General features: G+C 72.4%; 13 protein-coding genes. 9 read left to right on the plus strand and 4 right to left on the minus strand.

Going from position 1 to position 12,207, the window contains the following annotated elements:
* Positions 1-41 precede the first annotated feature (41 nt).
* The 8 genes from CP967_RS07700 to CP967_RS07730 all read left to right on the plus strand — a co-directional run bounded on the left by CP967_RS07700 (position 42) and on the right by CP967_RS07730 (position 7,073).
* The gene (locus CP967_RS07700) at positions 42-965 is read left to right on the plus strand and encodes a glutamate ABC transporter substrate-binding protein (protein WP_150487241.1); all 924 of its coding nucleotides are present in this window, start codon (positions 42-44) and stop codon (positions 963-965) included.
* A 142-nt stretch (positions 966-1,107) separates the two neighbouring features.
* Complete coding sequence (locus CP967_RS07705; protein WP_150487242.1) at positions 1,108-1,755, plus strand: amino acid ABC transporter permease; 648 nt, start codon at positions 1,108-1,110, stop codon at positions 1,753-1,755.
* Positions 1,752-2,657, plus strand: a complete 906-nt coding sequence (locus CP967_RS07710; RefSeq protein WP_150487243.1) for an amino acid ABC transporter permease — start codon at positions 1,752-1,754, stop codon at positions 2,655-2,657. The genes CP967_RS07705 and CP967_RS07710 overlap by 4 nt, the downstream gene beginning before the upstream one ends.
* 391 nt (positions 2,658-3,048) lie before the next feature.
* Positions 3,049-4,785 carry an FAD-dependent monooxygenase gene (locus CP967_RS07715; protein ID WP_229888332.1) on the plus strand — a complete coding sequence of 579 codons (1,737 nt, stop codon included), beginning with the start codon at positions 3,049-3,051 and terminating at the stop codon, positions 4,783-4,785.
* A 51-nt stretch (positions 4,786-4,836) separates the two neighbouring features.
* Positions 4,837-4,923 (plus strand): putative leader peptide, encoded by an 87-nt coding sequence (locus CP967_RS35195; protein WP_341874680.1) that lies wholly within the window; start codon positions 4,837-4,839, stop codon positions 4,921-4,923.
* A 71-nt stretch (positions 4,924-4,994) separates the two neighbouring features.
* Positions 4,995-5,606 (plus strand): cupin domain-containing protein, encoded by a 612-nt coding sequence (locus tag CP967_RS07720; RefSeq protein ID WP_150487244.1) that lies wholly within the window; start codon positions 4,995-4,997, stop codon positions 5,604-5,606.
* Entirely contained in the window at positions 5,603-6,052 is a 450-nt protein-coding gene (locus tag CP967_RS07725) for a rhodanese-like domain-containing protein (RefSeq protein WP_190175061.1), read from the plus strand. The genes CP967_RS07720 and CP967_RS07725 overlap by 4 nt, the downstream gene beginning before the upstream one ends.
* Before the next feature lie 310 nt (positions 6,053-6,362).
* The gene (locus CP967_RS07730; protein WP_150487246.1) at positions 6,363-7,073 is read left to right on the plus strand and encodes a DUF6197 family protein; all 711 of its coding nucleotides are present in this window, start codon (positions 6,363-6,365) and stop codon (positions 7,071-7,073) included.
* A 420-nt stretch (positions 7,074-7,493) separates the two neighbouring features.
* On the opposite strand, the gene recX is transcribed toward CP967_RS07730, so the two are convergent.
* The 4 genes from recX to CP967_RS07755 all read right to left on the minus strand — a co-directional run bounded on the left by recX (position 7,494) and on the right by CP967_RS07755 (position 11,203).
* A complete protein-coding gene (recX, locus tag CP967_RS07735; RefSeq protein ID WP_150487247.1) occupies positions 7,494-8,180 on the minus strand; it encodes a recombination regulator RecX in 687 nt (228 codons plus the stop codon).
* Positions 8,181-8,183: 3 nt separating this feature from the next.
* Complete coding sequence (gene recA, locus CP967_RS07740; protein WP_150487248.1) at positions 8,184-9,314, minus strand: recombinase RecA; 1,131 nt, start codon at positions 9,312-9,314, stop codon at positions 8,184-8,186.
* 361 nt (positions 9,315-9,675) lie between these two features.
* Positions 9,676-10,845 carry an AI-2E family transporter gene (locus CP967_RS07750; RefSeq protein WP_150491751.1) on the minus strand — a complete coding sequence of 390 codons (1,170 nt, stop codon included), beginning with the start codon at positions 10,843-10,845 and terminating at the stop codon, positions 9,676-9,678.
* 163 nt (positions 10,846-11,008) lie between these two features.
* Positions 11,009-11,203: a DUF3046 domain-containing protein gene (locus CP967_RS07755; RefSeq protein WP_150487249.1), complete on the minus strand. Its 195-nt coding sequence runs from the start codon at positions 11,201-11,203 to the stop codon at positions 11,009-11,011.
* An 80-nt stretch (positions 11,204-11,283) separates the two neighbouring features.
* Between CP967_RS07755 and CP967_RS07760 the strand changes: the two genes are divergently transcribed.
* The gene (locus tag CP967_RS07760; protein ID WP_150487250.1) at positions 11,284-12,198 is read left to right on the plus strand and encodes a hypothetical protein; all 915 of its coding nucleotides are present in this window, start codon (positions 11,284-11,286) and stop codon (positions 12,196-12,198) included.
* Positions 12,199-12,207: the final 9 nt, after the last annotated feature.

The following is a 12,207-nucleotide window of genomic DNA, read 5'->3' on the forward strand; positions in this document are numbered from 1 at the left end:
CAGTTCTGACCACAACGACCCACGACACGAGGATTGTTCACATGAAGCTCCGTAAGTCGGCCGCGCTCGCGGCCATCGCCGTCCTCGCCCTGACCGCGACCGCGTGCGGCGGCAAGGAGGGCTCGGCCGGCGACAAGCCGTCCGGCGTGAAGCCCGGCTCCTCCCAGGCTCCCGAACTCCCCACCTACACCGTCGCCACCGGTGTCGACCTGGACTCGCCGGTCTTCAAGGAGGCGAAGGAGCGCGGCAAGCTGATCATCGGCGCCAAGGCCGACCAGCCGTACCTGGGCTTCGAGGACCAGTCGACCAAGGAGCGGTCGGGCTTCGACGTCGAGATCGCCAAGATGATCGCGGCGGACCTCGGCTTCTCCGAGAAGCAGATCGAGTGGAAGACCGTCGACTCCGGCATCCGCGAGACGGCGATCTCCAAGGGCCAGGTCGACTACTTCGTCGGCACGTACACGATCAACGACGAGCGCAAGAAGCAGGTCGGCTTCGCGGGCCCGTACTACAAGGCGGGTGCCGACCTGCTGGTCCGCAAGGACGAGACGGCCATCACCGGCAAGGACGCGGTGAAGGGCAAGAAGGTCTGCTCGATCGTCGGCTCCACGCCGCTCCAGGAGATCAAGAAGCCCGAGTACGGTGCCGAGGTCGTCGAGCTGGCGAAGTACTCGGACTGCGTGCAGCAGCTCCTGACCAAGCAGGTCGACGCCGTCACCACGGACGACTCGATCCTCAAGGGCTACGCCGCCGCCAACTCCGGCAAGCTCAAGGTCGTCGGCAAGCCGTTCACCGAGGAGCCCTACGGTGTCGGCCTGAGCAAGGACGACAAGGAGCTCCGCGAGGCGATCAACACCTCGCTGGAGAACCACGTCAAGGACGGCACGTACAAGAAGATCTACGAGGCGACGCTGGGCCTGTCCGGTTCGGAGTACACCGAGCCGCCGGCCATCGAGCGCTACTGATCCGCACGGCCGACGCCGATCCCCGCCACCGCCGCCCCGCGCGCCGGTGAGGCGTCCCGTACGCCGCCGTCCCTGAGGGCGGCGGGGTACGGGGCGCCCCTTCCCCTGCCCTGATGCCGCTGACCGCCGACGCGGAGACCTCATGAACGTATTGCTCGACAACTTCCCAGAGTTCCGCGACGGCTTCATAGGAACCGTGTCGATCACCGCCGTCAGCTCGGTTATCGCTCTGGTCCTGGGCGTCGTCATCGCCGGCTTCCGGGTTTCGCCCGTACCGCCGCTGCGAGTGTTCGGCACCGCCTGGGTGACCCTGCTGCGCAACACCCCGCTGACCCTGCTCTTCCTGATCTTCTTCTTCGTCGTACCGGAGATCCTCTTCCCGGGCATGAGCCCCTTCCTGCTCGGCTCGCTCGCGCTCGGCTTCTACACCTCCTCCTTCGTGTGCGAGGCGGTCCGTTCGGGCATCAACACGGTCCCGCTGGGGCAGGCCGAGGCCGCGCGTTCCATCGGTATGACCTTCGCCCAGACGCTGCGGATGGTGGTGCTCCCCCAGGCGACCCGCACCGTGATCCCGCCGCTGAGCAGCATCTTCATCGCGCTGACCAAGAACTCGGCGATCGCCGGGGCCTTCAGCGTCACCGAACTCTTCGGCTGGCAGAAGCTGATGAGTGACAGGGGTTACGAGATCACCCCCGTCTTCATCTGGGTGGCCCTCGGCTACCTGGTCGTCACCTTTGTCATCAGCGGTCTGTTCCGGCTGCTCGAACGCCGTATGGAGGTCGCCCGATGAGTGCCAGCGTTCTCTACGACGCCCCCGGCCCCAAGGCCGTCGTCCGCAACCGCGTCTACGCGGTCGTCGGGAGCCTCGCGATCCTCGCCCTGATCGGCGTCAGCGTCATGCGGCTGGCCGACAAGGGGCACCTCGCCCCCGAGATGTGGGACATCTTCAACTACGCGGGCATCCGGCAGAACATCGCCGACGCCGTCCTCGCCACGCTCAAGGTGTTCGCCCTGGCGGCGGTCGGTTCCCTGGTGCTCGGTGTGGTGCTCGCGATCGCCCGGCTCTCCGAGCACCGGCCGGTCCGCTGGCTGGCCACCGCGTTCATCGAGGTGTTCCGGTCCATCCCGCTGCTGATCACGATCTACGCCGTCTGGGTCGGCTTCCTGACCGACTACTCGATGTGGGCGCTGGCCGCGGGCCTGTCGGTCTACAACGGCTGTGTCCAGGCCGAGGTGCTGCGTGCCGGCATCAACTCGGTGCCCAAGGGGCAGGGTGAGGCCGCTTACGCCCTGGGGATGAGCAAGACCCAGGTGATGGCGGGGGTGCTGATCCCGCAGGCCGTCCGCGCGATGCTGCCGACGATCATCAGCCAGCTCGTGGTGACCCTCAAGGACACCTCGCTCGGCTTCATCATCCTGTACCCGGAGCTGCTGCAGACCGCGCGTCTGATCGCCTCCAACACCCAGGTCAACGGCCAGTACCCGTACGTCTCGACGATCGCGGTCATCGGCACCATCTACGTCGCGATGTGTCTGCTGCTGTCGGCGCTCGCCACCTGGATCGAGAAGCGCGGCAGGCGTGCCAAAACGGGCATCGTGACGGCCTCGACCGCCGGCCCCACGGAGGCGCCGGGCGCCCTCGGTACCCCGGGCGGGCCGGCCGGCGCACCGGGTCCGGCCTCCAAGGACTAGGAACCGCGCTCTGCGCACCGTCTGACGGCCCGTCGGCTCACCGGCGGGCCGTCCAGCTGCCCGGCTGTCCGGCTGTCCGGCTGTCCGGCTGTCCGGAGCCACGCTCCGCCGCCCGGGTCCCCGCCGCGCGCCCTTTCCGCCCGGGCGGAGGGGGCGCGCACCCGGCGCACGGGATGCTCCCGGGCCGGTCCGGCCGGTCCTTGCCGGGCCGCTCCTCCCGCCCGGGAACCGCGGGCCGGAGCACGACGCCCCGGCCCGGGGCCGACTGTCACTTGACGCAAGCACCGGCAGTGAGTTGCATACGTTCTGTGACCGCGCCCCGAGCATCCGACCCAGCACCTGTGACGGCCTTCCCGTCCCCGCCGGCCGCACCGCACCGGGGGGTCGCGCCGTGGACCCGGTGATCGTCGTCGGGGCCGGTCCGGTCGGGCTGGCGCTGGCGCTCTCCCTCGCGGATCAGGGGGTTCCCACCGTGCTCCTCGACGAGGGGCCGGGGAAGGACGAACCGCGTCCGGCCCGCACCGTCGTACTGCGTGAGGACACCGCGGACATGGTGCGGCGGCTCGGCTGCCCGTCGCTGGGCGAGGAGGGGCTGCGCTGGGCCGGCTGGAGGTCGGTCCGGCGCAAGCAGGTGGTACGCGCCGTCCCGCTGGGCGGGGAGGAGGGCGCCGTACAGCTGCCGGCTCCCCTCCATGTGCCCCAGCACGCCCTGGCGCAGGGCCTGCGCGCAGCGGCCGGGACGCACGAGCTGGTGCGGATAGTGCCCTTCAGCCGCGTCGACACGCTGGAGCAGGACCGGCACGGCGTCACCGTGCACACCAGGGAGCCCGGATCGACCTGGTGGCGCGGAAGCTATCTGGTGGGCTGCGACGGCGCGCGTTCCACGGTCCGCAAGCTGCTGGACATCAGGTTCCCCGGCCGTACGGCGGTGGAACGGCACGCCGTCGCCGCGCTCCGGGCCGAACTCCCCTGGCCGGGCGAGGCCGTGCTGCACCGGTCACCGCCCTGGCGTTCGGGCGGTGCCGAGATCACGGCGCGCCCGCTGCCCGACGGTGTCTGGCGTCTGGACTGGCTGCTGCCGCCGCGGGGCGAACTCGTCACCCCGGACGCCCTGATCACCCGGATCCGCGACACGCTGGAAGGCTGGTGCGGCGACACCCCCGCCTACGAACTGCTCGACACCGGCGTCTACACCCTGCACCACCGGCTGGCCCGGCGGTGGCGCTCCGAACGGGCCTTCCTGGCCGGGGACGCCGCCCACCTGCTGGGCGCGCTCGGCACCCAGGGGCTGGACGAAGGGCTCCGGGACGCCGGGAACCTGGCCTGGAAGCTGGCGCACGCCTGGCACCAGGGCGCCTCGGAACTGCTCCTCGACAGTTATCAGGCCGAACGGCGGGCCGCGGTCGCCTCCCGGCTGCGCGCCGCCGACCAGTCGCTGCCGATACTGCGCGGCGGGGCGGGACTGCGGGCCCTGCTGCCGGGCAGCGCGCGCGGGCAGGACACCCTGCTGGCCGACGGTCACCTGGGGTGCGGGCCGCTGGGTGCGCCCCCCTCGTACGCGCACTCCCCTCTTTCGCCCCCGCCCGCCGGGGCGCACACTTCGGTGTCCACGCCCCCCGGTGCGCCGGTCACCGATGTGAGGGTGACGGCGCCCGACGGGAAGGCCGTACAGCTGCGTGACCGGCTGGACCGCGGACGGCTGCTGGTGGTCCTGATCGCGCCGGGGACCGGTGTGTGGGACCGCCGTCACTGGCTGACCGCGGGTGTCATGCCGCGGCTCGTCGAGGCCGTGGACGCCTTGCCCGTGCGGGCGGAACTCCTGGTCGCCGAGAGCTACCCCGGGGCGACCGCCCACACCGTGCTGCTGGTCCGGCCCGACGGACACCTGGTGGCCGCTCTCAACGGGGTGCGCCCCGCGGAACTGCTCGCCGCCGCCGACGCGGTGCGCGGTGGCGCCCCCGGGGCGGGCGGGGCACCCGGCACACCGGGGGAGAAGGCCGCCCAGGAAAGCGACGAGCCGGGCGGCGCGGCCCCGGACGGCACGGGCCAGGAGGGCAGGCGCCCGGAGGGCACGGGTCCGGAAGGCTCAGGTCCGGAGGGCACGGGCCCTGGTACAGAGGCCGGTTGACGGTACAGAGGCCGATTGACCGCCGCAGGCGCACATGGTGTACTCCAGACCATGACCGACACCGATGTGCGCCTGTGGCGGCGGGTCCATATGGACCTCGTCCGCTATGCGGGCTGCGTGTGTCGTCCGTCCCGCTGAATCGCCTTCCCCGCGCACCGTGCCGCCTCGGTACCGGCCGCGCCTCCACGCGAACTCACCGGACGGTTCCTGTGTCTGCACCCACCCCTGCCACGCCCCCGCCTGCCGCGTCCGCTCCCGTCACGCCGGCTCCCCTCACATCCGCGTCCGCCTCCGCCCCGGTGTCCGCACCCGGCCGCGTCGGCTCCTTCGGCCCGACCGCCGCGGAACTCCTGGACTTCGTCCGCCGGACGGCCGGTGATCCCGCTCTCGTGGCATCCCTGCCCCTCGACCCCGAAGGCCGTACCTGGCTGCGTCTGGACGGTCCCGGTGGCAGTGAGGCCTGGCTGATCGGCTGGCCGCCCGGCACCGGAACCGGCTGGCACGACCACGCCGAGTCGTCGGGCGCCTTCACCGTCGCCGCGGGCGCCCTGCGTGAACACTCCCTGGCGGCCCGGCTGCCCACCGACGGCTGGAAGACCCTGGAGCTCACCGAAGGCATCGACCGCACACGTCAGCTGGCGACCGGTCAGGGCAGAGCCTTCGGGAGGCACCACGTCCACGAGGTGCTGAACGAGTCCGCACGGGAGCACGCCGTGTCCGTGCACGCCTACTACCCGCCCCTGCCGCAGATCCGCCGCTACTCCCGCGCAGGTGCGGTCCTCCGTCTGGAACAGACCGAGCGGCCGGAGGACTGGCAGTGAGCGGCGGCCACGAGGACCCCGCCCCACCGGTGGGCATCGACGAACTGCTGGACCGCGTCCGCTCGGGTTACGAGCGGATCGGACCGTCCGCCGCCGCTGCCGCCGCGGAGCAGGGCGCCGTACTGGTGGACATCCGCTACGCGGCGCTGCGGGAGAGGGACGGGCTGGTGCCGGGGGCCCTGGTCGTCGAACGCAACGAGCTGGAGTGGCGCCTCGACCCGCGGGGAAGTCATCGCCTGCCCCAGGCGGTCGGCCACGGTCTGCGGATCGTGGTGATCTGCGACGAGGGTTACGCGTCGAGCCTGGCGGTCGCCTCCCTGCACCAGCTGGGCCTGCACCGGGCCACCGACCTCGTCGGCGGCTTCCAGGCCTGGCGCGCGGCGGGCCTCCCCGTCCTCCCTCCCCCGCCCTCTTCCCGGCGTCCCCCCGGCCCGGCGACCCCCTGAGACCACAGCCGCCCGCCCCGGTGGCCCTCCGGCACCTCAGCCGCCCGATCGATCCGGCAGCCGCCCGGCCGGCTCGGCCCCCGCGCCCCTGTGGCCCCGCGCTCCGGGGAGGCGGGGGCGGGGCGGGCCAGGGGCGGAGGCTGGGCGGGACAGGGGCACGCGGGCCTTCGCCGGTCATCGCGCCCGGCCCGCAACCGGCCCGATCTCCCCGCCCCGACACACCCGAACGCCGCTCCCCGGTGGAGCGATCGCCGCGCGCGACGGACATTCGCCTCAGCAATGAGCCGATATGTACGGAGATGGCGCGCCGATGGACACTGTTCACCTCACCCCCGACCAGCTCGACGCCCAGGTCGCCCGGCTGCACGACACGGACGCGTGGCAACAGATCGTCACCGGCTGGGACCGCACCGGCGCGAAACCGGTCCTCCCGGACCCGGCTCCGCAGCCCGTCCTCCCCGAGCCGGTTCGCCCGGAGCCGGTCCTGCCGGAGAGGACGCCGCCGGAACGAGTGCCGCCCGGCTCCCCCGGACCGGCCGGACAGCCGGCCGACTGGCGGAGGCTGCTGTCCGTGCCGGTGAGCAGCCTTGTCGAGGAGTCCCTGCGGGCGCTTCCCCCCGCGCCCGCACACGAGCGCCCGCTGCCGGGCCGGCTCGGCGCGCTGCTGCCCGATCGCCTCCACATGTGGCGCCGGATCGGCCGGCCCGATGTGCGTCCCTCCGTCCACCTCGGCCATGCGCGCCGGATCCTCACGGAGTGGGGCTGGCAGAACAGGCCGTACCGGCTCCGTGACGCCCGCGGCGCACGCTGTCTGTGCGGAGCGATGCTGACGGCGCACCGGCTGGGCTACGGCTCGCTGGAAACGGTGGACCGCGCGGGCGCCTGGCTGATCACCGAGCTCCGCTCCCAGGGCTGGACCGGCCTGATCGGACCGTGGAACCGCGCACCCGGGCGCACGGCCGCCGATGCCCTGTCCCTGCTCGACGCCACCATCCGCCGGGCATCGGCTGCCGGTCACTGAGACCGCCCGCCCCAGCGTCAGAACGGGCGGCAGCGGCCCCGCCCGGCTTCCGAAGTCCGCGCGTCCGGGGCCCGCTCGCCCGGGTCCCGAAGTCCGCTCGTCCGGCTTCCGAAGTCCGCGCGTTCGGATTCTGGGGTCCGCGCGTCCGGGTTCGCGGAGCCCGCCCGGGGCGCCCCGTCCTGCCGGCCCCCACCACCCCGGGCCCCCACAATCTCGGGCCGGCCGTGCCCCGAGCGCCCGGACCCTGGCTCCGCGCCCCTCCCCTTCTGCGCTCCTCCGCAGCCGGCCCGTGCGCACCGTGCCGCGTGGCACAGCCCGGCCGGGCACCCGAACCGTTCCGGTTCCGCTCCCCGCTACGCCCCCGCCCCTCCGCTCCGGTCCCGCTCCGCCCTGCCCGTCGTTCGCGCATGCGCGGCTCGTTCAGAAGGGCTCGTCCAGGCCCTCGGTCTCCTCGCCCTCCTCCTCGAGTGCCTGCCGCACCACGCGCAGGGCCATCCCTTCGCCGTATCCCTTGCGGGCGAGCATGCCCGCCAGCCGGCGCAGCCGCTTGTCGCGTTCCAGACCCCGGGTGGAGCGGAGTTTGCGCGCCACGAGCTCTCTGGCCGTCTCCTCCTCGCGTTCCGGGTCGAGCTGCCCGACCGCTTCGTCGACCACCGCCGGGTCGACGCCTTTGGTACGCAGCTCCCGCGCGAGGGCCCGCCTGGCCAGGCCCCTGCCGTGGTGCCGCGATTCCACCCAGGCGTCGGCGAAGGCCGCGTCGTCGATCAGCCCGACGGCCTCGAACCGCGACAGCACCTCCTCGGCCGCCTCGTCGGGGATCTCCCGCTTGCGCAGGGCGTCGGCAAGCTGTTTACGGGTCCGCGGAGTCCCGGTCAGCAGCCTGAGGCAGATGGCGCGCGCCTGGTCGGCCGGGTTCAGCGGCTCCCCCTTCCCGGCCCTCGACGGGAGGGGGGAACCGCCGTCCTCCGAGCGGGAACGGGATCGTCGGCCCGCCCCCTCGCCGAACCCGGTCCCCTCACCGGGCCCGGAGGCATCGTCGGCCGCTTCCCCGGCGGCCTCGGGACCAGGGCCCCCGTAGGCACCCGGCCACTCCGTACGACGTGTCACGGCCTAGCTCTTGGCCGCCGCGGCCTTCGCGGGCTTGGTCTTGGCCGCGGAAGCGGGCACCGGCTTCGCCGCCGGGTCGGCCGCACCGGCAGCCGTGTCCGCCGCACCGGCCGCGGGGTCCGCCGCCGGGTCCTCCGGCCGGACACCGACACCGAGCTTCTCGAGGATCTTCTTCTCGATCTCGTCGGCGAGGTCCGGGTTGTCCTTGAGGAAGTTGCGGGCGTTCTCCTTGCCCTGGCCGAGCTGGTCGCCCTCGTACGTGTACCAGGCGCCGGCCTTGCGGACGAAGCCGTGCTCCACGCCCATGTCGATCAGGCCGCCCTCGCGGCTGATCCCCTGGCCGTAGAGGATGTCGAACTCGGCCTGCTTGAACGGCGGCGCGACCTTGTTCTTGACGACCTTGACCCGGGTGCGGTTGCCCACCGCGTCGGTGCCGTCCTTGAGGGTCTCGATCCGCCGGATGTCCAGACGCACCGAGGCGTAGAACTTCAGGGCCCGGCCACCGGTCGTGGTCTCCGGCGAACCGAACATCACACCGATCTTCTCGCGGAGCTGGTTGATGAAGATCGCGGTGGTCTTGGACTGGTTGAGCGCACTGGTGATCTTACGGAGCGCCTGGCTCATCAGACGGGCCTGCAGACCCACGTGCGAGTCACCCATCTCGCCCTCGATCTCCGCACGGGGCACCAGGGCCGCGACGGAGTCGATGACGATGAGGTCCAGCGCGCCGGAGCGGACCAGCATGTCCACGATCTCCAGCGCCTGCTCACCGTTGTCCGGCTGGGACAGGATGAGGTTGTCGATGTCGACGCCGAGCTTCTTCGCGTACTCCGGGTCGAGGGCGTGCTCCGCGTCGATGAACGCCACCGAGCCGCCGAGCTTCTGCGCGTTCGCCACCGCGTGCAGCGTCAGCGTCGTCTTACCGGAGGACTCCGGTCCGTACACCTCGACCACACGGCCGCGCGGCAGACCGCCGACGCCGAGTGCGACGTCGAGCGCGGTGGATCCGGTCGGGATCACCTCGACCGGCTCGTTCGGCCGCTCGCCGAGGCGCATCACCGCGCCCTTGCCGAATTGGCGCTCAATCTGTGCGAGTGCGGCGTCCAGCGCCTTCTCGCGGTCGGTTCCTGCCATGGGTTCCACCCGATTTGCTTGTGTCGATCGCTTCACGTCAAAGACGCTAACCCCTGCCACTGACAATGGGCCTCGACGTCTCTCCGGCCTGTGGAAAACTCCGTGGCCGAGGGCCCGGGAAACAGCGGCCGGAACCTCCATATGAATGGATGTTCGATTTTAGTGTCAAGTGCGTCACACCCCCGCGGACCTCGGTGACCGTCCGGCGGACGACGACGGGCCGGGCGGGCGCAGCGGTGCAGACGGGCGGCGGGGCGGCACGGGTCCAGCGGGGGGCCGGGGGCGCGGGCGGAGGCGGAGGCGGAGGCGGAGGCGGAGGCGGAGAGGGTGGTACGCGACGGGCGGCGGCCGGCGGCCCGGGTCACCCGTCCCGGCGGCCGCCGGCCTCCCCGCCACCGGTGCCGCCGTTCCGGCCGCTCCTCCCCCGCAGCAGGGCCCGATGGACCCGCGACAGCACCGGTTCGCCACGGGGCCCCCGGCCTCCCCCGCCCACCCTCGGATCGTCCGTGACGGCGTAGCGCTTCACATAGGCGCCGAGGAACGCCTGGAGCGTCGCCACGGCCGGGATGGCGATCAGCGCGCCGACCGCCCCCATCAGCGCCGTCCCGGCGATGACCGAGCCGAAGGCGACCGCGGGGTGGATGTCGACCGTCCTGGAGGTGAGTTTCGGCTGGAGGACGTAGTTCTCGAACTGCTGGTAGACCACGACGAACGCCAGTACCCACAGCGCGTACCACGGGTCGACCGTGAAGGCGATCAGCATCGGCAGCGCACCGGCCAGATAGGTGCCGATGGTGGGGATGAACTGGGACACCAGCCCGACCCAGACCGCGAGGGCCGGCGCGTACGGCACGTCCAGGACCACCAGCAGGATGTAGTGGGCGACACCCGAGACCAGGGCCATCAGACCGCGTGAGTAGAGGTAGCCGCCGGTCTTGTCGACCGCGATCTCCCAGGCCCGCAGCACCTCCGCCTGCCGGGCCGGCGGCAGCACGGAGCACAGCCCGCGCCGCAGCCGTGGCCCGTCGGCCGCGAAGTAGAACGAGAAGAGGAAGACCGTCAGCAGCCGGAACAGCCCGCCGAGCACCGTGGTGGAGATGTCGAGCACGCCGGTGGCACTGTTCTGGACGTACTTCTGGAGCCAGTCGGAGTGCAGCAGGCTGTCCTGGACGCCGACCCGGGAGAGCTCGGTGTGGAAGGTCTGGTTGACCCACTTGATCACCGAGTCGAGGTACTCGGGGAAGTCCTCGATCATGGTGGCGATCTGCCCGGCGAGCATCGAGCCGAGCAGCACGACGAAGCCGGCGCCGGCGACCAGCACGGCCAGGAAGACCAGGAAGGTGGCGAGCCCACGCCGTATGCCCCGGGCGGCCATCCTGCTGACCGCGGGTTCGATCGCGAGCGCCAGGAAGAAGGCGATGACGACGTTCGTCAGCAGCCCGATGAGCTGGTGGAAGGCCCAGTCCCCGAGCCGGAAGCACCCGTAGAGCGCCAGCGCCAGCACGAGCGCACGCGGCAGCCAGCCCGGCATGCGCGCGGGACCGGGCCCGGACGGGTCCGGTGGCGCGGCCGGCGGGACGGGCGGTGCGGCGGGCGGCTGGCTCTGGGCGGTCTCGTCTGTCGGTGCCACGGAACAAGTCTCGCCTACCGCCGCCCGGTCCGGCCGCCCGGTCCGCGGGGGACCCGCCCGGACGTCAGCGCATGTCCGCGGGGATGCCGACCGCCGAGCAGACGCCGCGCCAGACGTCCTTCGTCTCCCAGCCGGCGGCCAGTGCCTCGTGCACCGTGCGGCCGCCGAGTTCCGCCATCACATGGTCCCGTGCGAAGGAGTCGGCGTACGCCTCGCCGAAGTGGTCCGCCATCCGCTCCCAGAAAATCGTCAACCGCATGCCTCCAGTATCCCGCTCCTGAGAGTGCAGCCGTGCCGGTAGTCCGTACCGCCCGTGTCTTCCCCCTCTACGGTCGGTCCATGGCTGGAACCGGAGCATCCCCCCTCGCCCGCGCCGAACAGTTCATCTGGCTCACCGCACGCGTCCTGGAACAACGGCGGTTCGCCCACCTCTTCCTGGACGGGAGCGCGGACGCCGTCGAAACGGCCCTCGCCGCCTACCTGAACGAGGACGGAGGCTACGGGCACGCGCTCGAACCCGATCTCCGCGGCCCCGTGAGCCAGCCGCTGCACACCGCGCACGCGCTCAGCGTCCTCGACTCGATCGGCCGGTGCTCGGGACCGCGGGTGGAGCGGATCTGCCGGTATCTGACGGAGACGTCCACCAAGGAGGGCGCCCTGCCGGCCCTCCACCCCTCGCAGCGCGGCTACCCCGCCGCCCCCTTCATCCCCGTCGTGGACGACCCCCCGGCCGAACTGCTGGCCACCGGGCCGGTGGTCGGGCTGCTCCACCGCAACCAGGTGTGGCACGCCTGGCTGTTCCGTGCCACCGACTTCTGCTGGGCGGCCGTGGACGCGCTGAAGCAGTCCCATCCGTACGAGATCGAGGCGGCCGTGGCCTTCCTGGACGGCGTCCCGGACCGGTCCCGCGCCGAGGAGGCCGCCGAACGGCTCGGGCAACTGGTGCGTGATCAGCGCCTGGTGGTGCTCGACACGCGCCGGCGCGCGGACTACCCGGTGGCGCCCGGTTACGCGCCGGGGGAGCACCACTTCCCGTACGACTACGCCCGTACCCCCGGTTCCCTCGCGCGGCGCTGGTTCAGCGAGTCCGAGCTGGAGGCGTCCCTGGACCGGCTCGCGGCCGGGCAGCAGCAGGACGGCGGCTGGCCGGTCACCTGGCGGCAGTGGGCGCCGGGTACGGAGCTCGAGGGCAGGCCCCTCGTGACGCTCAGGGCCCTGCAGACGCTGCGGGCCCACGGCCGCGCCCTGCGCTGAGGGCCCGCG

The organism is Streptomyces nitrosporeus (assembly GCF_008704555.1).
Classification (GTDB): Bacteria; Actinomycetota; Actinomycetes; order Streptomycetales; family Streptomycetaceae; genus Streptomyces; species Streptomyces nitrosporeus.